This is a genomic window from Bacteroidota bacterium (assembly GCA_023957335.1).
GTDB lineage: Bacteria > Bacteroidota > Bacteroidia > NS11-12g > UBA955 > JALOAG01.
Genome location: JAMLHC010000004.1, coordinates 124,033 through 147,203 on the forward strand (window position 1 = coordinate 124,033; position 23,171 = coordinate 147,203).

Genomic DNA, 23,171 nt, shown 5'->3' on the forward strand with positions numbered 1-23,171 from the left:
TGTCTTAAAAAAATTGGGTTTCTAAAAAATGAGTTTAATCGTGTGGAAATTAATAAATTATAGTAGGCGGAAGTCCATTTTCTCCGGTATTAAGTGCTTTTGTGATATTGTAATAAAATTGCTGCATATCCCAAGCAGATGTAGGACAGCGCTCTGCACACAATCCACAATGCAAACACACATTTTCATCTTTTACCATGATTCTGCCTGTTTTGACTTTGTCTGATACATACAAGCTTTGCTCTGTATTGTGAGCAGGCATAATGAGTTTTGCACGCAAATCGGTTTCATCTTCTTCATTAAAAGTGAATGTAATACAATCCGTTGGGCAAACATCCACACAAGCATCACATTCTATACATTTATTTTCTTCGAAAACGGTTTGCATATCGCAGTTGAGACAACGTTGGGCTTCGTTGAATGCTTCCAATTCTTCAAAACCGAGTTCCACTTCTTTTTTGATATTGTGCAAGGTTTCAGATTTGTCAGCTTGTGGTACAAGATGTCGTTTGAAATTTTCTACCTTGCTGTCATATCCCCACTCATGTATGCCCATCTTCATACTGTGAAGGTTTACAAAAGGAGAAGGACGGTCTTGTTTTATATCTTGTCCTTCGCACAACAAATGTATGGATATGGCAGCCTGATGACCTTGTGCTACAGATGTAATAATGTTTTTTGGACCCAAAGATGCATCACCGCCAAAAAACACCTTGGGGTGCGTTGAAGCAAATATTTTTGCATCTAAAATCGGCATCCCCCATTGATCAAATTCAATTCCCAAATCTCTTTCTATCCAAGGAAAACTATTTTCCTGACCAATGGCAACAATGACATCATCTGCTTCCATAAACACATCCGGCTCGCCTGTCGGAACAAGTTTTCTTTTGCCTGAATCATCGTACACCGCTTTCACTTTCTCGAACATCATACCCGTCAGCTTGCCTTCTTTTGTAACAAAGGATTTAGGAACATGATTGTCAAAAATCGGAATATCTTCATGTAGTGCATCTTCTATCTCCCATTCGGATGCTTTCATTTCAGCTTGAGGGCTTCTTACCACCACCCTTACTTCTGTTCCACCCAATCTTCTTGAAGTCCTGCAACAATCCATGGCGGTATTTCCTCCGCCCAATACCAGAACTTTTTTCCCGATTGATTTAATATGCTCAAAAGCTACGCTTGCCAACCAGTTAATACCAACGTGAATATTGTCTTTGGCATCCCATCTTCCCGGTAAATCGGGTAAATCACGCCCTCTGGGCGCACCAGTTCCTACATAAATAGCATCATAATCCTTTTCCAATACCTCTTTCAAAGAAGCAACATATTGGTTGAAATGGGTGTGAATCCCCAAATCAAGGATATATCCCACCTCTTCATCCAGCACTTCATCGGGTAGTCTGAAAGAAGGAATCTGACTGCGCATGAAACCTCCGGCTTTGGATTGGTCATCAAATAAATGTATTTCATAACCTATGGGGGCAAGGTCTCTGGCAACAGTCAAAGACGAAGGTCCGCCTCCAATAAGGGCAATTTTTTTCCCATTGGGAGGAAAGGGTCCCTGTGGCATCATTCTTTTCACGTCATCTTTGTGGTCTGCCGCTACTCTTTTGAGACGACAAATGGCAACCGGCTTTTCTTCCACACGTCCACGTCTGCACGCAGGTTCACAAGGGCGGTCGCAGGTTCGCCCTAAAATTCCGGGAAATACATTGGAATCCCAATTTACCATATATGATTCACTGTATCTGCCTTGTGCAATCAGCCGCAAGTATTGAGGGACCGGTGTATGCGAAGGACAAGCATACTGACAGTCAACTACTTTATGGAAATATTCAGGATTCTTAATATCTGTCGGTTTCATGGATATAGATTGTTATGTTTAAAGAGAATTTCTTCTCATGAATGTTTGTTTTCAAATGGCAAATATATCAATATAACTAAGCTGCAATAAATGCGGACTAATTTAAAAAGAAAATAAATAATGAATGGTGGCTATTAACAATCATAGCCCACGGTTTAAACCGTGGGCTATGAATATGCATGAATGTGTTTACAATGGTTTTAACCATTTTCCACTTTGTCTTCTTGCTTTTTTTCAAGTAACTATTTGTTTTCCGGAAAAAAGATAATGCAGGATAATGCCTTAAAATCGCTTCTAATGAAGCCGTTTTTACGATGTTTTTACTTTTAGCCGGTTGGAAAAGGGAGTTGTGCAACGGTTACCGAAGTTATGTGGACGGCTTGCTCGACCTTTTGCTGTCATAATTGCCATAGCTTTAATTTGTCATCTTTTAAATTTCTTCCTCGTCACCAAGCTCGTCTCTTAAGATAATTCTAAACGGAATTTCTATTTTCCTCTTTGTCAGATTTTCAATTGAGTTGTGAAGCGTAGCCTTCATATCTGAATCAAATTCATTTGAGTCCTCATAATCCTCACATATTTTTAAGGCGCAAAAATGAACTGTCTTTGAGTTATCAGTTCGTTCTTTGTTTTCATCTAGTTCATTTACGAAAAAACTTCCATTCGTTGCGTCCGAATAGAACTCAACGAAATCCTTTCTGAATAATTGTAGTTCTATTATTCTAGCAATTGTTTCTGTTAGTTCATTTTCTAAATGAATCAGGTCGTTTGCCTCTGAATTAACCGTGAAAAAATCTTCGTTGTCCTGCTCCCAATTTATCATATATGTCATATTTTCTTATTGTCTATGTAGTATTAAAGTTTTGATAGAATCAATCCAAAATACTCTTATAGCTTTTCTTGTTCTCGTATTTATTTAGCTTTTTGTCTTTCGTTTGCTTAGTCGTCCTTTAAGCTGCCTTATAACGTCAGTCTGACTAAAAACTTAATTTTCTCATAAATTCTTCCGCAAGACTACGCAATTATCTCAAATTTCAGACACATAAAATGAGATTTATTTTAGAAGATGAATCCCATTTTTTAAAAAAGAAAGTATCGTAAAATGCTTTAAAATGTGTGATCAGAGCCAAAAAATAAATGCCAAGTTATTTGAGGAGATATTTGTGCATTATTTTAACCGTTTTTTACTCGACAAGTTCATAATTAGCGCTTCGTCCGCCTTCGTTGGTTTCTTTTAAAATTCCTTTTTCTATCAGGTTTTTTATGTCACGCAATGCCGTGTCAGTTGAAACTTTGGTAATCTTTGCCCATTTTGATGATTGTAATTTTCCCTCAAAGCCGTCAAAGAGCATGTTTAACATTGTTCGTTGGCGTTCATTGATTGCGGTGTTTTCGTTCTTTTTCCAAAATTCGGCTTTTCGCAAAATACGTTGTGTTGTATTTTCAGTAGCAAACATTGCTTTTTTCAAACAATGCAAAAACCATTCAATCCATTCAGTTATGTCACCCGTGCTATGTTGCACTTTTTGTAATACTTCATAATAGCGTTTACGTTCTACCAAAATTTGGCTTGACATACTGTAAAAACGTTCGCCACTACTTTCTGCACGTGCAAGTAACATATCGGTTATGGCTCGTCCAATACGTCCATTTCCGTCATCAAACGGGTGAATAATGATAAACCATAAGTGAGCAATGGCAGCTTTTATCACGAAGTCAAGTTGGTTGTCATTGTTGAACCAATCCAAAAACTTGTCCATTTCAGTTTTGACTAAATTGGGTTTTACGGCTTCATAGTGTATTTTCTCATTGCCCATTGCACCTGAAACTATCCGCATTTCACCTGTTCGGAATTTTCCAACTTCTATTTCATAAGGTCCGCTATGTCCTGTGGGAAAAAGTGCTGCATGCCAACCAAACAACCGCTTTTCACTTAAAGGTATGTTGTAGCGTTGAGTCGCATCAAGCATCATTTCTACAACGCCTTCTATGTGGCGGCTGCTTGGAACGAGTCCTGCGGTGTTAATCCCCAAACGCCTTGCAATGGAAGAACGCACTTGGTCGTAGTTGAGTAATTCACCTTCAATTTCGCTTGATTTTACAACGTCTAAGGTAAGAGCCGTAAGTGTGGCTTCTTCTTTGGCTGAAAAACCTAAGGCGTTCATTTGTCCGATGATTTTTCCCTGTATTAGTTTTACTTCGCCAAATACAGCATTGATGGCTTTTTCATTCCAAGTGAAATCTGTCCATTTTTTATGTTCATAGATGTATTTTGCCATTACTCAAAATCAATTATGCGGCAAATATACGAATTGTTCACCGCAATATTGCGGCATATAATTTACTTATTCACCGCAAATTATAAAAGTTTTTGCCAGACAAAGTCAAGAGCAATGCCCAAAAATTAGCAGTTCCGCAGAGGGAATATTTGGATTTATTAAAAACACGCTGCTCCAAATTGAAATATGTCTTTTGAGAGCTATCCCAAAAAACCAACTATTTTTCCATATTCCTCAACTAACCCTCGCTTAAATCTTTTAATGAAGCCGTTTTTAAGGTGTTTTTAGTTTTGCTGGTTGGAAAAGGGAGTTGTGCAACGGTTACCGATGATATAGGCTGTATTTATTGTCACTACTTAATCTCTGAAATAATTTTCTCTATTGCTACTTTAGTTGAAACAAATTGGTCTATTTTACCATAGTTACTGTTTACTGCATAAACAATAGTTGTACTGTCGCTTGGGAAATAAAGCATATTTGCATAATAACCAACTGCATCCCCACTATGCATAAAGGCAATTCCCTTTTCTGTCTGAATCTTAAAAATTCCTAATCCATAAGATATCGGGAAGAAATCAGGGTCTGGATATTTCTCGTTTTTCCAGGTAAGCATTTCTGCCAAAGAATTTGAATTTATAATTTGACCACTCATTAATGCACGAAAGAAAACATTCATATCATAAGGGTTTGAAATTAATCCACCATCTGCTGTGTAATAATCCCAACCACTGAAATAAGTACTTTCTACTACTTGCAAATTACTGTACATATCAATATATCCTCTCACAGTACCACTTGGAATATGGTCTTCGGCTGCAAACTTTGTCATTGTTAACCCAAGCGGGGAAAATATTTTGTCCTCGAATACCTTATAAAATGGTTTGCCTTCTATTTTTTCAATTAACATTCCAAGCATAATGTATCCGGTATTTGAGTATCGCACATCCTCTCCGGGCTGAAAGTATGATTTTTGATTATATGCATATTTTAATAAGTCCTCAGGTTTCCACTCTCGTATAAAATCATTGAGTGAAGCGGTTTGGAACTTTAGATTTTGAATGTAGTTGTAAATGCCACTTGAATGTTGAAGCAATTGTCGGATGGTTGCTTTGTTGGCATTTTCAATTTTATCAATTACATCGCCTTGTAGGTAAGATGAAATTTTATCGTCCAAACTTAGCTTTCCTTCTTCTGCAAGTTTTAAGATAGTGGTCGCAGTGAACATCTTAACCGTTGATCCAACTCTGGAAATATTACAAGATTTCATATCAATATCATTATACAAATCTGCCTTTCCACTTGCTCCAATCCAGATACCCGTTTGCGGGTGATAGACCGACATTGTTACACCAACAACACCGCTTGAAGTCATATCATTTATTAATGACCGGTATTTATTGTTGTTTGGATTTGCATAACTGCTGTCAGCAAAATTAAAATTACATTCATAAAATGTTGGATTTATGTCCTCCCCTTTGTGACAAGAGTTAAGAAGCGTTATTGCAAGTATAAAAAATAGTTTTTTATTCATTTTATTTAGCCTTTGTATTGATACAAAACTTCGTACCAACATGAAGGTTGATATGTGTCATTACAGGAATAAAGTCAGGTGAATAAGGATATTCTGCCCAAGATTGATATCGCAGAAATATTTTAGGGCTATTCGTTTCGGATTTTTTTAGATAATAACCAATATCTATAGAGAATGATGGATACAATCTAGCATTGCCTCTATCTGCTTTCTTTTCATAAAGTCCGTTTGTAAAAATAAACTCTTTGGTAGTTGCAAATGTGTGCATATACCCAAGACCAAGAAGACCTTCAAAAGCAAGTCCAAATTTTAGGCGATATTCATATCCTAGTTCTGTATTGAGTCCAATTCCTTGAGCCAAATAGTTGTGGAAAAAGTAGCTGATGTTTGCAGTCTGAAATAGTCGGGAATGTTCTTTAACTTTATAATTAAATTCTGTCCCTAATTGAAGTCCGGGGTGGATTGGTGTTGTTACAAACCTTGTAAATGGTATGGCTGAAGATTCATTGAAAATTGAAACATTTATTGGAATTGCTTTCCCTTGTCCGAATACAACTGTCGGGGTAATGAAAGTCAAAATTATTAGTAGTATTTTCATTTTATGCTTTCGTTATATAATAGCCCATAATGGCAGTCCGTCTAATAACTCTTTTCAGTTTCAAAACGGCATTCAATTTTAGATGTTTAATTTCAATTGCACGCTGTTTAATACTTGCTTTTTTCAAGTAACTATTTGTTTTCCGGAAAAAATAAAATTCAGAATAATGCCTTAAAATTGTTTCTAATATAGTCGTTTTGGGTATGTTTTTAGTTTGTTGGATGAGGTGGTTGTGTAATTGGTATTAGGGGCTTTTTTTCAAACCTGTCAATGTTTTTACTGAAAAAACTATGATTAATACAGTTTGTACAATGCAAGCCAAAATTACAGTATCAAACAATAATATATTGGGGTTGTACTGAAAAAATATCAGAATGCATCCTACTGTAAAATTAATAAGCCAAATATAAAGTCCTATCTGATTTCCATCTGTCATAAGCCCATTGCCTATAGTCCCAATAAACACCACAAAAAAAAGAATAAGTGATAGTGTATTATGATGTTGATTTTCAAAGTAAATGTAAAAAAGTAAAAGTATAAAGAGTAATAAAGAGCTTGAAACAAGAATCCAATTTGGATAGACAAAAAGGTTTTCTTTTTTGCTATTCATGCTAAATATCTTGAGTTTATATAATCTTGCAAATGGAGCATTATTAACTATTATCGGGTTATTGGATTTGGGAACATTGTCAACACCGCAGACAACAAGTTCGTTTTCTAGTTCTTCTTGAAAGGTGTTAAACAACTTATCCCATATTATAAATGTTCCGGAGAAATTTTTGTCTCTATAAGGGTCGTTTTTACCATGATGAACCCGATGATGTGCAGGAGTTACCATAAAATACTCCAGCCAGCCACTCTTCTTTATTAAATGATTGTGATTATAAAACTGAATAAAATAGTGAATAGATGCAACGGCAACAAACACATCAACCGGAAAGCCTATTACAGCCATCACCAAAAAAAATGGGAAAGATGTTAAAGACGAATACCACGAATTTCTAATGCCTAAGGATAGACTAAAATGCTCGCCTTCATGGTGAACCGAGTGTACACCCCACAGCAGGCTATATTTATGATGCAATCTGTGTAGCCAATAAAAGCAAAAATCCCAAAGCACAAAAGCTAACAACCATATTGCCCAATAAGGGAGCGATTGTAATAAATCTAAACTAAAAAACTTATAGGTAGTGTAATATGCAGCAACTTCTAAGCCTCTAAATACCCAAAGTAAAATATGTCCGGAGTTTAAATTTGTAATTATTTCCTTCCAAGGTATTGTTTCTTTCTTGTAGAAATACAATATCATGATTTCGATGATAACAAAAACCAACAGCAAACTATTTCCAATTACTAATTCCATAATGTTAATATTTTATAAGAATAGCTCCAATCGAAAACCCCGCAGATGTGCCTATTAAAAAACAAGTGTCGCCTCTTTTTATTTTCCCGTCTTTGATGGATTCATGCAGTAAAATAGGAATGGAAGCGGCAATACAATTACCATGTGTTTCTATATTTTCCATTAATTGTTCTTTTCGTAAGTTGAATGAATTTTTAAGAATAGTAAGCCCAGCCTTGGATGCTTGATGAGGGATAATTGCATTGATATCGCTTAGCTCAATTTGAAGTTCATTTAAGAATGAGTTTATAAAACCGGGAAGTATTTTTTTAGCCAGCTTTAAAAGCTTTAACCCGTTCATATCAAAAGAATGGAGTTTAGTGTCGTATGAATAATCTTTAAAATGATATTTGTTTCCACCGCCTTTTATAATTGTATCGTTAATGCCTTCTGTATAGGTTTGAAAACATCCTTTATAATAAATAGAATTTTCAAATTCATCATAGCCGATAATAAATGCTGCAGCACCATCACCAAAAAGTGTTATCGTTTCGGGGTTATTAGGATTAAGCCCTTTTGAGGCTATTTCTGAACTTACAATAGCAATTCGTTTGTATTGCAAGCCATCCAGCATTTTTGATGCTACCTCAAATGCAGATAAAAAACTTAAACAAGTTGTATTAACATCAATGGTTGTTTTTTTATAATCCTTCGCACCCTGCATTTCGGAAAGGATAACACTTGATTGATTAGGTATGATATAATCAAAAGTAGCACCTGCAGATATGATTATATCAATATCTTTTAAATCTAATTCAGCATCTATTAGTGCGTTTTCTAATGCTTTTGCACCCATATATCCGTTGGTTTCAAAAGTTATATGATGCCTGCTTTTTACGCCCGAAAAATTTTCAGCAAAACCATTCGGAATATTGAATTTGGTTTTAATTTCTTCAGATGAAATAGCTTTAGGCAAATAAATGCCTGAGCCTAAGATTTTAATTCCTTTTCCTGCTTTCATTTTTTACTCTCCTTTTTTTATGTCCAATTGTATGGGGGTCATTATTTAATTTATGGATAGTAATGCTTAATAAGCCGCGTTGAAAAAACAAGCTTTGTAATGCTGTTTCTGCTTTATTGAATGAATTATTATTTTCACTTTGTATAAACAAAGATACTTTTTGTTCTGAGTTTTGTATTACAGCATAATCTGAAATGGTTTCATCGGCCATAACAATTGCTTTTCGTATTGCATCAGGGAAAATCAATATTTCTTCTTTTTTGATTGTATGAAAAACCAGCACATCATCTTGCCTGCCTTCAATTTGATTAATTGCAAGCATAGTGCTGCCACACTTGCATTTATTTTGCAAGGTTATAATATCATTCAATTCATAGCGAATAATAGGTTGGCTTATGCGGAACAAATCGGTAATGATAGGATGAAATTTAGTTTGCTCTGTGTTTATGAATTTTTTCTCTATGACTAAAAAATCTTCATTAAAGTGCAACACACCATACTTGCATGTTGTAGCCAATAAGCCTTCGGTGCATTGATATACTTGGTGAATGGTTTGAGCAAATACTTTTTCAAGATAAATTTTATCTTCAGAGGCAAGCACTTCTGCAATAGAAATTATTTTTTGTGGAGCAATATTCAATTTTTTTCCTTCAATTTCTTTCGCTATTAAAAAAAGTAAGCTTGGTTGACCCACAATTATATCAGGTTTTAATTTGTCTAAAGAAGTTATGTTTTCGCTATTGTCTTGAAGAATATCAAAGAAATGAAATGATAGTAATTGAGATTGAACAGATTGATATAAATTACTGTTGGCTCTCATAAAAAAAGCCACTTTTCGTTTTCGTAGAGAAAAACCAATTACACGGTCTAAAATGCAAGCTACCCATAAAGCTCTTTCGTTTTCGCTTACCAAAAAGCAACCCCTGTTGCCACTGGTGCCGGTTGACAAACCAACTGTGATTCCATCTATTTGCGGGCTAAAATTTCGTGAATTTTCAGCCTGCATGGCAACCTGTAATGCCTCATTTACATCAATACCACAAGTATTTATGGAATTAAAGTTTTGCATAAAAACCGTTTTATTAAGAATGGGTAATTCTTGAATGGTTGTTTTTTCTTTTAATAGTTGCTTATAAAAAGGAGATGCTTCCAATCGCTTCATTTGCTGCTTCCATCTTTTTTGTTGAAGCAAGACATAATTATGCCTATATATCCATTTAGATACTTTTAGTTTAACATAGAAGTACAATATTTTTAACTTAAAGCGCATCTATATCAAATTTATTATCTACAAAATTTCTTGTTGTGGTTTCGCAATGTGTTGGTACAATTATAACTTCAGGATTGCTTTCATAAAATGCTTTGATATTGTAAATGGTCTTTTTACTATCTTTCCAAGAATCAAAAAACAATTTAACAATGGGATGGGGTAGCATTAAATATTTATATGCTTTTTCGTTCCATACAGCGTCAGCAATTAAAAAATACTGTGCTTTTTCAGTTTGTAAGCGAATGCCAATTTGCCCGGCTGCATGACCGGGAAGCTTATACACAATAATTGTATTATCATTAAACAGGTCGTATATAGTTCCGAATATTTTATCATTGGTTGTCATCGAAATTTTTTCAATAAACTGCAACCTTGTTTCTATATCACTCGGAAGCAATGATTTTAGGATACCTTTTGAAAAAGCTAATAACCTTGCCATGCTTTTTACTTGCTGATAGGCTACTTCCGAACAGTAAATGGTTGCGTTTTCAAAGTCACGAAGTCCACCAATATGGTCGGCATGGAAGTGAGAAATAATAATATGTTTGATGTCTTTTGGCTGAATTCCAATCTTTAATAGTTGCTGTTTTAATTCGTCTTTTTCTTGTATGAATACTTTTGTTGTTAAAGCATAAATTTTATTTGGAAAATATTTTGTTGCTTCAAAAAATCTGTTGGTATAACCCGTATCAAAAAGTATCCACCCTTTAGTTGGATGTTTTATAAGCCCAAACAATGCATGAAATTTAATATCCATTTTGGGTTCGCCCCTTACGGCATGGTGTGCCTTGGCTATACAATAACCGGCATAGTTGAGATATAATTTACAGTTTTGCATTTGATTTATACCAGTTTAAAAACTCATCAATGGCTTGTTGGGTGTTTATGGTTGGGCGGTAGCCGAGTAATTGTTTTGCTTTTGTTATATCTAATGTGAAAGACAAACCTAAAGTTCCTACACTGTAGCAGGTGAGAGGTGGCTCTTTGTAGTTGGTCAAAACGGATTTAGTTTCTAAAAAGCGCGCTATCAGATGTGCTGTTCGATATGAAATGCTTTTATCTACCAACGGTGTTTCTAAGGCGTTTAGCACATATTTGATTTGTTCCCACAAGATTACAGGCTCGTCATTTGTAATATTGTAACATTGATTTAACCCTTCATTTTTGACCAAGCACGAAAGAATAATTGCTTCTACTACGTTCTCAACGGCAGTTAAATCCACCTTGTTTTTTCCATTTCCTATTACCCGTAACTTACCTTCATGTTGTGCCCTAATCAATCGGGGCATAATAATACTATCGCCTCTTCCTATCAATGCTCTTGGACGAAGTATTACAAACGGGATATTGGATTGCTCCAATAAAATTTCCGCTTCTCTTTTTGTTCTTGCATAATGATTCACAAATTTAAGTGGTAGTGGGTCTGTTTCTTTAATGTTCAAGCGGTGAGTTCCATCAAAATAAACACTTGGCGAAGAGATATAAATTATTTTTTGTACCCCATACTTTTTTGCACTGCTTAAAATATTCTGTTGAGTGATGATGTTGGACGAATTAAATTCAGCAGCTTTTCCCCAAGGAGAGGAAAACGAAGCTGCATGAATAATCATGTCAACGCCATTAACCAATTCATCAACAAAAACCGAATTTTCTAATCTTCCAAGTTTGTAAATTACTTTTGTGTTTTCAATGCCACGATAGTCCAACAATTTTGTACCGTTAGCTATTACAGTTTTAACCCAATCTAATGTTATTAGTTTCTCTAAGGTTCTATAACCCAAAAAACCGGTGGCTCCTGTCAATAGGATTTTCATTTTAATACTAATTGGTTGATTTAGTAGTTGCTAAATGCCTTATAACGTCATTCTGTATAAAAACTTAATTTTCTCAATGATTGTATCGCAAAGCAATGCATATAATTTCAATTTAAGGCAATTAAAATGAGGTTTGTTTTAGAAGAAGTCGATTTTTTGGGAAAAGAAAGTGTCGTAAAACGCTTTAAATTGTGTTATCAGAATCCAAAAATAAAGGGTAAAATTCCATAGCCCACGGTTTAAACCGTGGGCTATGGAAACCGTGTTGTTTGATTTTGTGTGCTTGTTGACAACACCAAGCACGGCTGAAAAAAAGACCAAATACAACAGCCTATTTTTGTATCAATTTTTCATAGCCCTCATCGCCTTCCAGTATGCCGTCAAAAAGTTCGCCTCCAATTGCAAGAACGGTAATATCATAACCATCTGCACAACCAAATGGCATGAAAATTTGACCATATTTTGTATAATAAAGGCTAATTCTTGCACCCTTTGGCTTGTTTCCATCTTTACCATAGAACTTATCATAAAGTATCACGGAATCGTTTTCAACACGCCATTTGCCCCTATAGCTTACCTTTCTGTCGCAATACCCCACTCTAAAGGTACTATCAGATTTTAAGTCCAAAACCATTTCAAAACCAACTTTGAAGTGGTCTCCATATTGCTTTATTAAAGCTTGCTTCTCAGACTTGCTTAAATTCACGAGTGTGTATTTGCCGGGTACAATCGGTTTCAGTGCCGGCTTCTCCATGCAATGATTACTACAAGACACAACCTTTAGAAAAGCAACAAACAATACAGCTAATCTGATTTTGGTAGGTATATTTTTTTGCATATCTGATAACTTAAGGGTTCAGCGATACAAATATCTGTGCTCGGGACATATTTACATAATTATTTAAGTCAGATTGAATGTTATTCAATGCGTTTTGAAAAACCGGAGCAGATTCAAATGTTCTGTAATAACTTATAAGATTGATTGCAATTAGTGTTTCTTGGTATTATTCTGTTTGAACAGACTATCTAACAACGCAATATTGGGATTGCCATTGTTTGAATTATATAAACGGTTGTATGTTAAGATGACAAATTCACCGGATTTTCTATAAACAATAAATGGAAAATACATAGTACGTTTGTTTAAAAGAGATGCAGGAATAGAATCAATGACTGAAGGAGAATATTTAACCTTAAGATTGGGATATAATATTTTGGCGCGTTGAACCAAAAAGTCATTATCTTCAATAGGCGTAACAATGACTCTTTTTCGCAACTTTCTTCCGGCTTCTTTAAAATATTTATTTAATTCGACATTGCATTGATGGCAAGACGGAGTGTTAAAAATAATATAGATTTCGTCTGTTTGTTCCTTGTGTGCAAAAGCAAACAAGCAGAATAAACCCACTACTAAAATGCTGAACTTTTTATAATCCATATTTTAGGTGATTTAATTTTAGCATTTTCGTTTCTGTATTTACCAAGTTTAATATTATCTAATTGTGACGTTTTGTCTTTTTTTCGAACCACATCAATAGACAACAACCCCTTGCTATCAAAAGACACAATCCCATACTGTGGAACAATATATTCTTGAGTCAATTTCACAGATTGACGCGCCCAATAGTTAAAAGGTTGAGACTTGCTGATGAAGTATCCATGTTCCTGAGAGCTCCATTTTAATTCTACAAAACTGTTTGGAAACCCCTTAAAATAATCTTGCGATATACATAAATACAATGAAGAATCCGTAATAAAAAGTGAGTTATAAAAAATAATTTTGGGGGTTATTGCATCATAGAGTGCTTGTATAGAATTGGCGGGATAATGCAGCACCCTTTTATTCTTTATAATTTTCATTACCGAATCTGAGAAATATATAGAATCACAAGCTAAAGAAGTTATCTGAAATTGTTGATGTGTCCTGTCTTTCAGGTAAACTACATTCAATAAAGGGGCATTATTCTCTATCCAATATAATTTATCATGATAAAAGCGGAAGGGGGTAACATCATAAAAATAATACATCTCTGGGAGAAGTGAAGAATATGCAGTACTATTTTCAATTTTTAAATTATTTAGATTTACTTCTGTGAGAATTATAGTTGAATCTGACCGATAGATTTCATCACCCGGATATGTTTTTAATGTATAAAGTCTTTCGTTCAGAATATAAAAGAACCAAGCGTCTTTAATTATCAAGTCTCCGCGTTTAACAAACTTTTTTTGAGTCGTGTTAAAGGACTGTATGATAATTTTATTGGTTTCATCTGATGCCAATATCAACCATTCTTTGTTGCAGTATATTTTAGAGATGGTGTAACCAGGTTCTTGATAGTATTGATAATACTCAATTTTTCCGAATCTTAAGTCCATTACACCAATTTCTTTGGAATGATTGTGAAGAAAATAAAAATGGTTTTCTTCGCGGTTCCATACCAAATCTTCTAATGTCCCCTTGAGGTGCTTGGCAATTTTTAGGTCTTCGTAAATAGTATCTATCTTGAAATGTACAATCTCATTTTCTTTAGTACATTGTGCTTGTATTCTCGACAAGGATAACAAGCAATAAAGAATTAATATGGCAGCATGTCTCATCAATATTCGGTTCAAAAACGCAAAGATAAGATAAATATGTTTCAAGACTGGAAATAGTTAGTACTTGAAAACTTCTATTAAGTAATCGCCATCAGGATCACCTACAATTGGAGACCATGATACAGAATAAATGCGTGTTTCATTGTCAGGTGTAACTATGGTATAATTATAAGAACCGGTTGGCTCATTATTGTCGTAAATTCTATTGGTTGCATAGACAATAAGGTAGTTTGTAGAATTTACATCAATTTCGTCAAATTCTGTTTCGGGAATACCCATTTCTTCAAGTTTTACCTTATAAATAACACATGGATTATAGCCTTGACCAGTACATGTTAAATCTACAATTGTTGTACCGTTATCATCATTATGCCTTTTGTTAATTACTTTTTCATAGCCCATTGTACCATCACTTAACTTTGTTCCACCTTTAATTTTAACATCTCCTAATTTCTCTTTGGCATAAAGCTGGGTGTTAAACAAAGTAGTCATTACAATAATTCCGAAAGTGAGTTTAACTAAATTTTTAATTTTTGTTTTCATAATTTATTTATTTTTTTGTATACCAACAAAGCAAAATACTTTTTTACTTTCTCGCAAGCTATAAATAATCGCATAGAGCATTAAATTATGGTGCTACACGATAAATTATCAGAAAATACGATATTTGCCCCATGAATACAGGCTAAAAAATAAGGCAAGCCCGTACAAAAAAAGGGTTCTCTCAGGAATATCTCGGAAGTAAAATAGGGGTAAAACAGAGTGTCATAAGCGAAATGGAAGCAGGTAACAGAGAAGTAAATATTGAAGAACTGCTAAAAATATCAGAAACTTTGGAAGAGCCTCTTGCCAAGCTCTTACATTTGCCTATGAATGTGGAATTTAATAATTGTCCGGGAGCGGGTATTGTTGTCTATCATCAATTTCCGCCTGAACTGATTAAGGTTTTGGAAAAGTTGGCAGACAAACTCTGAATCCGGTCTTAGCCCATTGTGCTGTAATCACCCAGTCCAAATTCATTTTTTTCTCCGTTGAGTTCGGCAAAATTTCGAATCATTGAGTTGGTAAATGAAATGTTGTTGATGCATGCATTGGATTGGATAATACTGTTGCTGATGTGGGCATTACGTATTTTGGAGCTTTTGAAGTATGAATACTTATTGGTGGGGTTTTACATAACACCTATGATGGGAGTTACTTTGAATAACGTAAAATATAATTTTGTGACTTTTTGAATTAACCAAGACGACTTATCAAAACGAATCCCACCATAATTACTATGACAAAAATTATGAAAGTATTAATAATAGCAATTCGTTCATTTTGTTTGTGAGATATCTTCAATCTCCTCGTGAAGTAGTCAGTCAAATCAAAGCTTGTATTGAGTATTTTGGCATAGAACTTCCCAATATTATATGCAGCCAAAATAAGAGCTATTACTACAAGACCAATATATTGGACGATTCGAGCATCAAAAAGACTTTCTTTAAAACGCACAGGCGCAAGCATAAACGCCATAGAGCTAATGAGGGCAGCAAATATGACTATTCTTGTCATCCATAGGATAATGTTTGCTTTTTTCATAATGCAAATGTAAGTGCTTTGTTAATTATTACATACAATTATTATTTATCTTGGGTGACCATAATTGTTTAATTGAAGAGCTACCAGTAGGAACGCAATCTGGATATGCTGCATCCATTGCATTTACGCAAAACAATAGACTTATTCCACAAGCAGATGCCATAAGCCCTGCTGCAGGTCCAGTAAAAGCAGCACCAAGTAAACAAGTTGCGAAACCATATGCACAATTGTTTATACCAGCTCTATAAGCATTACAATTTGGAATATTAATATAATCCACTTCTTCATAACCCAAGTAATTCAATACAGCATTCCCAAAATATATCTTATTTTCTATTTCTAATAAATTATTCTCAAGTTCGGGGTGTGTTAAAACAAAACTGTCTATTTGATTCATTTTTGAAATAATATTATAAAATGTTGTTATTGATGATAACTGACTTACTTTTACCATGTTATCAACAGGGGTGTTAATTATTGAATTGAATAAACAAAAGGATTCACTATCAAGTTGACCAATTTCATAAATTAATAAACTAACTTCTTTACTTAAACTGTCAATCGTAATCAAGGTTAAAACATTTAAACTTGTTTCATTGTTATTGTTTTCATTCAATACGTTCTCCCCTTCTTGTTCTGTTTTTCTTTCTTTTGTGCAAGAAGAAATCATGGTAAAGCAACCACTAACAATTATAATTGTTAGTATAATTTTCATACTTATTCTTTTCATAATATTTATTAATTTCACCAACAAAGCAAAATACTTTTTTACTTTCTCGCAAGCTATAAATAATCGCATAGAGCATTAAATTATGGTGCTACACGATAAATTATCAGAAAATACGATATTTGCCCCATGAATACAGGCGAAAAAATAAGGCAAGCCCGTACAAAAAAAGGGTTCTCTCAGGAATATCTCGGAAGTAAAATAGGGGTAAAACAGAGTGTCATAAGCGAAATGGAAGCAGGTAACAGAGAAGTAAATATTGAAGAACTGCTAAAAATATCAGAAACTTTGGAAGAGCCTCTTGCCAAGCTCTTACATTTGCCTATGAATGTGGAATTTAATAATTGTCCGGGAGCGGGTATTGTTGTCTATCATCAATTTCCGCCTGAACTGATTAAGGTTTTGGAAAAGTTGACAGACAAACTCTGAATCCGGTCTTAGCCCATTGTGCTGTAATCGCCCAGTCCAAATTCATTTTTTTCTCCGTTGAGTTCGGCAAAATTTCCAATCATTGAGTTGGTAAATGAAATGTTGTTGATGCATGCATTGGCTTGGATAATGCTATTGCTGATGTGGGCATTGCTGATTTTGCTGTTCTTGCCTATGGAAACATAAGGACCTATCTCTGCCTGGCTGATTTCTACCCCTTCTGCTATGTAACAAGGTTCAATAATTTTTACATCAGAACCAAAGCGTCCTAAAGGAGTAGCCACCTTGTGGCTGTTGTTGATGAGCACCCGTTGATTGGTATAAACAGTAGCATTTTTATTTCCGCAGTCGAGCCATTCTTCTACTTTGCCGGGAACAAAACGCAATCCTTTGGTTTTCATGTTCTCAAGCGCGTTGGTGAGTTGATATTCACCTTTCTCCTTGATATCATTGTCAATCAGATACTGCAATTCATTTTTGAGATTATTCCCGTCTTTGAAATAATAGATTCCGATGATTGCAAGGTCTGAAACGAATTGTTGCGGTTTTTCAATAAAATCGGTAATAACGCCTTCTGCATTGAGTTTCACCACCCCAAATGCGCTGGGGTCTTTCACAGAATGAACCCAAATCATTCCATCTGTATTTCGGTCAAAGTCAAATTGCGCACGAAACAAAGTGTCTGCAAAGGCAATAATCACTTCTCCTTCTAATGCATGTTTTGCACACAGCACTGCATGGGCTGTTCCCAGCGCAACGTCTTGGTAGCAAATAGTTCCTTTTGCCCCCACACTTTCTGCTATTGAGATTAATGATTTTTCGGTCTCTTTGCCAAAATCGCCAATGATAAAGGCTACTTCGTCAATGGTTTCACCACAAATTTCGGCAATATCTTCTACTAATCGTTGCACAATGGGTTTGCCTGCAATAGGAATCAATGGTTTTGGGACTGTTAAAGTAAAGGGTCTCATTCGTTTGCCTTGACCCGCCATGGGAACTATTATCTTCATACTATCGTTTGCTGCTTAATTATATTTATTTTCCTGTATGTCCGTAGCCGCCTGCACCTCTTTCGGTTTGGCTGATGTTCTGTGTTTCAACCCAAGAGATTTGGGTAACTTTTGCAAAAATTACTTGTGCAATTCGCTCTCCATTTTGAATGGTAAAAGGAGTGTCAGAATGGTTGATGAGCAACACTTTTATTTCTCCTCTGTAGTCGCTGTCAATGGTTCCCGGTGAATTAAGTACCGTAATTCCATGTTTGAATGCCAGGCCGCTACGTGGACGTATTTGTGCTTCCATGTCTTGCGGCAATTCAAAAAACAGTCCTGTAGGAATGAGGGCAGTTTTGCCTGATGCAATTTCAATATCCTTTTCCAGAAAAGCCATCAAATCCATTCCTGCAGAGCCGGTGGTTTGATATGCAGGGAGTGGGTTGCCGGATTTATTGATTACATTAATTTTTGTCATTTTCTTCTGAAAAGTTGTGCAAATGTAGGGTTTTTGTCGGGCCTTTCAACCCACCAAAAGAATCCACCGTAGCATAGGGCTGCCAAGATTGTGAATAAAATACCGGGAGGGGAAACATAAAACCAAAGACATATTGCACCTAATAAAACAAAGTTCATGGCTAATTTTCCATAAGAATAAGGTACAGGGTAGTATTTTTCGCCCACAATAAAGCTAATTACAGTCATCCCAAAATATGCCCCCAAAGTAGCCCAAGCAGAACCCACAAAACCAAGTTTTGGAATTAATAATATATTCAGCAGAATGGTTATACATGCGCCCAATGAGGCAATCACTCCACCCATCATGGTTTTGTTTGAAAGCTTATACCAAATTGACAGATTGTAGTAAACTCCTAAAAAAAGATTGGCAAGCAATAGAAGTGGAACAATGGTTATTCCGCGACCATCTTCAAAATATACTTTGTTGCGTATCAGTATTTTGGCAATAAGAGGAAGGAATACCAAGGTTAGAATCAGAATAAAACCACAAATCCATACAAAATAATCCATTACCTGGGCATAGGTTTTCTGAGGGTTTTCATTCTTGGCATGGTTAAAAAAGAAAGGTTCGGCAGCATACCTAAATGATTGAATAAAAAGAGTAATGACAAGGCTAATCTTGTAGAATGCGCTATAAATCCCAACTTCGGTGTCTGCAATACCCGCTGGCAACAAAAACTTCAACAGTATTCTATCAAGAGTTTCGTTCACAATACCTGCCAAACCCACCAGAATCAGGGGGAGCGCATAAGCCAACATTTTGCGCCATAATCCTTTGGGAATAGATATTCTGTTTTTTAATACTTCGGGTAGTAGCAATAAGAAAATACAAGCACTCGAAACAAGGTTTGACCAAAAAATATAACTAATAAAATGAGGTTGTGGGTCAAATCCAATGTATCCTTGGGAATAAGCCCATAAAAATCCGGGTATCAATAGCAAGTTTAAACCAATATTTAGAAAAATGCCTACCAATCTGATAAGTACATATTTCTTGGTTTTTTCTTGTTGTCTCAACCATGCAAAAGGAATCGCTGCCAATGCATCAAAAAACAAAATTCCTGCTAACAATCTAAAAATCACAGTCTGATTTTCATAATCCATGACTTTAGCCAAAGAATCAGCAAATACAAAACCGATTCCGGTTAATATCAGTCCTGTAATCAGAACCGAATTAAATGTGGTAGCAAATGATTTCTTATCACCAATTTCTGTACGGGCAAAGTTGAAAAAAGCTGTCTCCATGCCGTGTGTATAAACTACGTTCAGAAAAGAAGCCAATGTGAAAACTATCGTAACAATACCATAATCAGCCGCAGTACTTAAATAGGCAGTATAAAGCGGGACCAGCAACACATTAATAAATCTTCCAACAATATTTGGAAGTCCATAAGTGAGGGTTTGGGCTGCTAATTTCTTGATTGCTGACAAATGAATCCTGTATTTTGCTTCAAATTAAGGGCTTTTTTATATTCTCCACTCTGTCCCAATGGATTTTAGAAAAAGCTTTAGATTGCCATATTTGAGGAATCAGTTCGAGGTGTTTCATGTTATGTGCATCCGTTCCTAAAAAGTGATAGAATTGCTTTTCAAGCAACCATTCCACAAATTTCTTGCTGATAGCAGAATAATATCCAATAAACGACAATAGGTTTAGTTGAAATTTAGCACCGGTTTGAAAAACCTGCTCTGCCAAGTCAAAATTTGTATGAAAATAAACATACCTATCCGGATGTGCAAAAACCGGTGTGTAGCCGTTTGCAAACATTTCAAAAAAAATATCATGCAGATTTCGCGGCATATTCAAGAATCCTGTTTCCACCAACACATGGTTACCCGCAAAGCTTAGCAAGGGTTCTTTGTCTTTGAGTTTCTTAACAAAACTGTCGTCAATGAAATATTCTGCGGCAAAATCTAGTGTCAAAGGAATGGAGAGTTTGTTCAGTTCGGCTTGTAAAAGCTCTGCCTTTTCAGCAATTAAAGGCCTGGTATTAGGATAGAAATTGGAGATAATATGAGGTGTACAAGTGATATGCGTGTAGCCTAAGTCAACATACTTTTTAGCCATCTCCACAGATTTTGTCAAAGACTCAGAACCATCATCTAAGCCAAACAGCAGATGATCGTGCATATCCCACGTCAGTGGTGAAGAAAGAACTTTGTTTTTAGAAAAAAATGAAAATAGACTGCTCATTATCTACCCAATAAGCGTTTCCAAAAGCTTTTCTTTTGCTTTTTATCTTCATCGTAGTATCCATAGCCATATCCATAGCCGTACCCGTATCCGTACCCATAACCATAGCCGTATTTATTTCCCACCTTAATATCATTAATAATAACAGATAGTTTATTGAGTTTTTTGCTGGCGTAAAGTTTATTTACGTTAGATATAGTGTTTTTGTGAGAATATCCGGAACGAATAACATAAACAGATAAATCGGTCTTTGTCATAATTGTACTTGCATCCGTAACCAAGCCAATTGGTGGAGTGTCAACCATTACAACATCATATTTTTCAAATAACCCATAAATAAGTTGGTCAAATTCTTTTCTGAGAATTAACTCCGAAGGATTAGGTGGAGTAGGTCCGGAAGTAATGAAATCAAGATTTGCAATTCTGGTTTTATGTATGGCATCCTGCCACTGTGTTTGTCCAACGAGTATAGTGCTGATACCGGAAGTATTGGCAACACCAAAACCAATATGTATTTTGGGTTTGCGCATGTCAAAGTCCAGTATTATTACTTTTTTTCCGCTCAATGCAGTTATGGCTGCATAGTTAATTGCAAACATAGTTTTCCCTTCACCACTCACCGTAGAGGTAACAGCAATAAAGTGATTGGGCTTGTTTTCTAACATGAAATCAGCGTTTGAACGAATGGTGCGCAAAGATTCACTTATTGACGATTTGGGATTGTGATCCACTATGAGGGTAGAGGCATCCATCTTTTTCTTATAAGAAGGCACCAAACCCAGAATAGGAGCATAAATCTTCTTCTCAACTGCTCTTGGATCTAACACAAGATTCATCATCATATATCTGGATATAATCAAAAGTAATCCCGGAATAATTCCACCTATGAGAAAATAAGACCAAATCTTATTCTTATCCGGGTGAATAGGCTCATAGGGCGAGGTTGCTGCACTCAAAATGGTAAACTCCGGAACAGTTCCTGCTTTGGAAATTTGGAATTCTATGTGTTTGTCTAAGAGTGATAAATAAAATTTTTCATATAAACTTTGATAACGCTTCAATCGGTTTAACTCGGTTTCCAATGTCGGAAGTTCATCAAAGGAGCTTTTGTACTCAGTTATTCTTGTATTTATTTCGGTAATCTGTGATATCAAAGAATTCTTGTATTCAATCACATAGTCTAATAGTTGTGATTTAATAATAGATATTTCTAAATCAATTTTTTTGAATGGAGTAGTAGTGGTTTTGCTGGAGATTTTGAGCAACTCTCTTTGTTTATACAATTCATTTAATTTGTTTACTCCATCTGTAATTTGCTGATTGTCAATTCCAAAAACCAAGGGAAAAACATTATCCTTAACCGCATCACGTTGAATAAAATTCAGAATTTCTGCAACTTGTTTATTTTGCAATTCAAGTTGTGCTTTTTTATCTTCCTGTTCTTGTGATTTTTGAATGATAGAAGTGAACTCTGAGCCCGGATCTGCTGTTTTATTACTTCTAACAAACTGTTCTATTTCCTTCTCTGAGTCATCTAATTTTTTGGAAGTTTCTTGAAGTTGATTTTCCAAAAATAATATTGTCTGCTCTTGGGATGCTTGTTTTTTGGCAAGAGAATGTTTCATATAAACTGTGTCGAAGGCGTTTACAATAGCCATTGCTTTTGACCTGTTAAAATCCGTAAATTCAATTGCAATAGTTCTTGCTTCTTTGACAGCAGTGCTCGCTTCTAAACCATTTCTTAAGAAAGATATAAGTGCAGATTTGCTGTTAATTCTAAAATAATATTCTTTTTGGTTGCCTATTCCCCCTTTGATTGCCTGGTTCCAAATCAAAGCAAACTTTAGCCCTTGCATTTCAATAACATCTCCAATATGATAGGTGCTTGTCTCTATACTATTTTCAACAGTGGATAGTGAAAATTCTGATTCTGAGACAAAAGAAACATAGTAGTTGATATCTTGCATCCCCGATTGATCGCCTGATATAATCTTAACCTCAAAAGGATTTGTTCTGTATAGTTCAGTAGTAAGAATATTACCGATAGCATAGTATGATATTCCTATGTCAAGATAGTCTGCCACTTCTGCAGCTACAAGAGATGATTTGATTAATTCTGTTTCTCCTACAAGATTGTCTATTTGTTTAGCAAAAGGTGTGGCTACATTGCCCATTCCGATATCGGCTGCCTCTGATTGTACATCTAATTTTATAATAGAAGATGCTTTATAGATAGGTTGCGTATAGCGAAGATAGTAGTAGCAGGAAGTAATGGCAATCAACATAAAGATGATTACCCAAATAATCGTCTTTTTTACAACAAGAATCAGTCGAAATAATTCTATTCCATCAAACCCTGAATCATCGTCTCTGGACTGCAGTTCTTCTAACTCGTATTCTTGCATA

General features: G+C 35.3%; 23 protein-coding genes. 2 read left to right on the forward strand and 21 right to left on the reverse strand.

All coding sequences use genetic code 11. The annotated features are described in order from the left end of the window. Positions 1 to 49 precede the first annotated feature (49 nt). From M9892_08765 to M9892_08830, 14 genes are all read right to left on the reverse strand, one after another. On the reverse strand, positions 50 to 1,867 hold the full coding sequence (locus tag M9892_08765) for an FAD-dependent oxidoreductase (GenBank protein ID MCO5254439.1): 1,818 nt from the start codon (positions 1,865 to 1,867) through the stop codon (positions 50 to 52). A 430-nt stretch (positions 1,868 to 2,297) separates the two neighbouring features. Continuing rightward, a complete protein-coding gene (locus M9892_08770; GenBank protein ID MCO5254440.1) occupies positions 2,298 to 2,699 on the reverse strand; it encodes a hypothetical protein in 402 nt (133 codons plus the stop codon). 352 nt (positions 2,700 to 3,051) lie between these two features. Further along, positions 3,052 to 4,146 (reverse strand): Fic family protein, encoded by a 1,095-nt coding sequence (locus M9892_08775; GenBank protein ID MCO5254441.1) that lies wholly within the window; start codon positions 4,144 to 4,146, stop codon positions 3,052 to 3,054. A 352-nt stretch (positions 4,147 to 4,498) separates the two neighbouring features. Then, positions 4,499 to 5,677: a beta-lactamase family protein gene (locus M9892_08780; protein ID MCO5254442.1), complete on the reverse strand. Its 1,179-nt coding sequence runs from the start codon at positions 5,675 to 5,677 to the stop codon at positions 4,499 to 4,501. Position 5,678: 1 nt separating this feature from the next. Further along, the gene (locus M9892_08785; protein MCO5254443.1) at positions 5,679 to 6,275 is read right to left on the reverse strand and encodes a hypothetical protein; all 597 of its coding nucleotides are present in this window, start codon (positions 6,273 to 6,275) and stop codon (positions 5,679 to 5,681) included. Positions 6,276 to 6,519: 244 nt separating this feature from the next. After that, positions 6,520 to 7,638, reverse strand: a complete 1,119-nt coding sequence (locus tag M9892_08790) for a sterol desaturase family protein (GenBank protein MCO5254444.1) — start codon at positions 7,636 to 7,638, stop codon at positions 6,520 to 6,522. 4 nt (positions 7,639 to 7,642) lie between these two features. Then, positions 7,643 to 8,638 carry a beta-ketoacyl-ACP synthase III gene (locus M9892_08795; GenBank protein ID MCO5254445.1) on the reverse strand — a complete coding sequence of 332 codons (996 nt, stop codon included), beginning with the start codon at positions 8,636 to 8,638 and terminating at the stop codon, positions 7,643 to 7,645. Continuing rightward, positions 8,616 to 9,908, reverse strand: a complete 1,293-nt coding sequence (locus M9892_08800) for an adenylate synthase (protein ID MCO5254446.1) — start codon at positions 9,906 to 9,908, stop codon at positions 8,616 to 8,618. The genes M9892_08795 and M9892_08800 overlap by 23 nt, the downstream gene beginning before the upstream one ends. Continuing rightward, positions 9,898 to 10,665, reverse strand: coding sequence for an MBL fold metallo-hydrolase (locus M9892_08805; GenBank protein MCO5254447.1), 768 nt, complete (start codon positions 10,663 to 10,665; stop codon positions 9,898 to 9,900). Before M9892_08805 ends, M9892_08800 begins: the two co-directional genes overlap by 11 nt. A 67-nt stretch (positions 10,666 to 10,732) precedes the next feature. Further along, entirely contained in the window at positions 10,733 to 11,722 is a 990-nt protein-coding gene (locus tag M9892_08810) for an NAD(P)-dependent oxidoreductase (GenBank protein ID MCO5254448.1), read from the reverse strand. 331 nt (positions 11,723 to 12,053) lie between these two features. Next, complete coding sequence (locus M9892_08815; protein MCO5254449.1) at positions 12,054 to 12,560, reverse strand: hypothetical protein; 507 nt, start codon at positions 12,558 to 12,560, stop codon at positions 12,054 to 12,056. A 150-nt stretch (positions 12,561 to 12,710) separates the two neighbouring features. Next, entirely contained in the window at positions 12,711 to 13,160 is a 450-nt protein-coding gene (locus M9892_08820; protein ID MCO5254450.1) for a hypothetical protein, read from the reverse strand. Next, positions 13,133 to 14,278, reverse strand: coding sequence for a hypothetical protein (locus tag M9892_08825; GenBank protein ID MCO5254451.1), 1,146 nt, complete (start codon positions 14,276 to 14,278; stop codon positions 13,133 to 13,135). The genes M9892_08820 and M9892_08825 overlap by 28 nt, the downstream gene beginning before the upstream one ends. A 99-nt stretch (positions 14,279 to 14,377) precedes the next feature. After that, positions 14,378 to 14,863: a hypothetical protein gene (locus M9892_08830; GenBank protein MCO5254452.1), complete on the reverse strand. Its 486-nt coding sequence runs from the start codon at positions 14,861 to 14,863 to the stop codon at positions 14,378 to 14,380. 203 nt (positions 14,864 to 15,066) lie between these two features. On the opposite strand from M9892_08830, the gene M9892_08835 reads away from it, so the two are divergent. Further along, positions 15,067 to 15,294, forward strand: a complete 228-nt coding sequence (locus M9892_08835) for a helix-turn-helix transcriptional regulator (GenBank protein MCO5254453.1) — start codon at positions 15,067 to 15,069, stop codon at positions 15,292 to 15,294. Between the two features lie 262 nt (positions 15,295 to 15,556). On the opposite strand, the gene M9892_08840 is transcribed toward M9892_08835, so the two are convergent. Together M9892_08840 and M9892_08845 are read right to left on the reverse strand one after the other, a co-directional pair. After that, positions 15,557 to 15,904, reverse strand: coding sequence for a hypothetical protein (locus tag M9892_08840; GenBank protein MCO5254454.1), 348 nt, complete (start codon positions 15,902 to 15,904; stop codon positions 15,557 to 15,559). A gap of 28 nt (positions 15,905 to 15,932) precedes the next feature. Continuing rightward, complete coding sequence (locus M9892_08845; protein ID MCO5254455.1) at positions 15,933 to 16,634, reverse strand: hypothetical protein; 702 nt, start codon at positions 16,632 to 16,634, stop codon at positions 15,933 to 15,935. A gap of 126 nt (positions 16,635 to 16,760) precedes the next feature. On the opposite strand from M9892_08845, the gene M9892_08850 reads away from it, so the two are divergent. Continuing rightward, positions 16,761 to 17,060 carry a helix-turn-helix domain-containing protein gene (locus tag M9892_08850; GenBank protein MCO5254456.1) on the forward strand — a complete coding sequence of 100 codons (300 nt, stop codon included), beginning with the start codon at positions 16,761 to 16,763 and terminating at the stop codon, positions 17,058 to 17,060. An 8-nt stretch (positions 17,061 to 17,068) separates the two neighbouring features. Here M9892_08850 and M9892_08855 read toward each other — a convergent pair whose 3' ends face one another. The 5 genes from M9892_08855 to M9892_08875 all read right to left on the reverse strand — a co-directional run bounded on the left by M9892_08855 (position 17,069) and on the right by M9892_08875 (position 23,170). Beyond that, positions 17,069 to 18,070 carry a sugar phosphate nucleotidyltransferase gene (locus M9892_08855; GenBank protein MCO5254457.1) on the reverse strand — a complete coding sequence of 334 codons (1,002 nt, stop codon included), beginning with the start codon at positions 18,068 to 18,070 and terminating at the stop codon, positions 17,069 to 17,071. 25 nt (positions 18,071 to 18,095) lie between these two features. Further along, positions 18,096 to 18,530 carry a dUTP diphosphatase gene (gene dut, locus M9892_08860; protein MCO5254458.1) on the reverse strand — a complete coding sequence of 145 codons (435 nt, stop codon included), beginning with the start codon at positions 18,528 to 18,530 and terminating at the stop codon, positions 18,096 to 18,098. Further along, positions 18,527 to 20,002: an oligosaccharide flippase family protein gene (locus M9892_08865; GenBank protein MCO5254459.1), complete on the reverse strand. Its 1,476-nt coding sequence runs from the start codon at positions 20,000 to 20,002 to the stop codon at positions 18,527 to 18,529. The genes dut and M9892_08865 overlap by 4 nt, the downstream gene beginning before the upstream one ends. 19 nt (positions 20,003 to 20,021) lie before the next feature. Further along, complete coding sequence (locus M9892_08870) at positions 20,022 to 20,702, reverse strand: capsular biosynthesis protein (protein MCO5254460.1); 681 nt, start codon at positions 20,700 to 20,702, stop codon at positions 20,022 to 20,024. 62 nt (positions 20,703 to 20,764) lie between these two features. Then, the gene (locus M9892_08875) at positions 20,765 to 23,170 is read right to left on the reverse strand and encodes a polysaccharide biosynthesis tyrosine autokinase (GenBank protein MCO5254461.1); all 2,406 of its coding nucleotides are present in this window, start codon (positions 23,168 to 23,170) and stop codon (positions 20,765 to 20,767) included. Between the last annotated feature and the right edge of the window lies 1 nt (position 23,171).

Coding starts and splice junctions, on each gene's coding strand:
- M9892_08765 (MCO5254439.1), bottom strand. CDS start 1,867: ATGAAACCGACAGATATTAAGAATCCTGAATATTTCCATAAAGTAGTT.
- M9892_08770 (MCO5254440.1), bottom strand. CDS start 2,699: ATGACATATATGATAAATTGGGAGCAGGACAACGAAGATTTTTTCACG.
- M9892_08775 (MCO5254441.1), bottom strand. CDS start 4,146: ATGGCAAAATACATCTATGAACATAAAAAATGGACAGATTTCACTTGG.
- M9892_08780 (MCO5254442.1), bottom strand. CDS start 5,677: ATGAATAAAAAACTATTTTTTATACTTGCAATAACGCTTCTTAACTCT.
- M9892_08785 (MCO5254443.1), bottom strand. CDS start 6,275: ATGAAAATACTACTAATAATTTTGACTTTCATTACCCCGACAGTTGTA.
- M9892_08790 (MCO5254444.1), bottom strand. CDS start 7,638: ATGGAATTAGTAATTGGAAATAGTTTGCTGTTGGTTTTTGTTATCATC.
- M9892_08795 (MCO5254445.1), bottom strand. CDS start 8,638: ATGAAAGCAGGAAAAGGAATTAAAATCTTAGGCTCAGGCATTTATTTG.
- M9892_08800 (MCO5254446.1), bottom strand. CDS start 9,908: ATGCGCTTTAAGTTAAAAATATTGTACTTCTATGTTAAACTAAAAGTA.
- M9892_08805 (MCO5254447.1), bottom strand. CDS start 10,665: ATGGATATTAAATTTCATGCATTGTTTGGGCTTATAAAACATCCAACT.
- M9892_08810 (MCO5254448.1), bottom strand. CDS start 11,722: ATGAAAATCCTATTGACAGGAGCCACCGGTTTTTTGGGTTATAGAACC.
- M9892_08815 (MCO5254449.1), bottom strand. CDS start 12,560: ATGCAAAAAAATATACCTACCAAAATCAGATTAGCTGTATTGTTTGTT.
- M9892_08820 (MCO5254450.1), bottom strand. CDS start 13,160: ATGGATTATAAAAAGTTCAGCATTTTAGTAGTGGGTTTATTCTGCTTG.
- M9892_08830 (MCO5254452.1), bottom strand. CDS start 14,863: ATGAAAACAAAAATTAAAAATTTAGTTAAACTCACTTTCGGAATTATT.
- M9892_08840 (MCO5254454.1), bottom strand. CDS start 15,904: ATGAAAAAAGCAAACATTATCCTATGGATGACAAGAATAGTCATATTT.
- M9892_08845 (MCO5254455.1), bottom strand. CDS start 16,634: ATGAAAAGAATAAGTATGAAAATTATACTAACAATTATAATTGTTAGT.
- M9892_08850 (MCO5254456.1), top strand. CDS start 16,761: ATGAATACAGGCGAAAAAATAAGGCAAGCCCGTACAAAAAAAGGGTTC.
- M9892_08855 (MCO5254457.1), bottom strand. CDS start 18,070: ATGAAGATAATAGTTCCCATGGCGGGTCAAGGCAAACGAATGAGACCC.
- dut (MCO5254458.1), bottom strand. CDS start 18,530: ATGACAAAAATTAATGTAATCAATAAATCCGGCAACCCACTCCCTGCA.
- M9892_08870 (MCO5254460.1), bottom strand. CDS start 20,702: ATGCACGATCATCTGCTGTTTGGCTTAGATGATGGTTCTGAGTCTTTG.
- M9892_08875 (MCO5254461.1), bottom strand. CDS start 23,170: ATGCAAGAATACGAGTTAGAAGAACTGCAGTCCAGAGACGATGATTCA.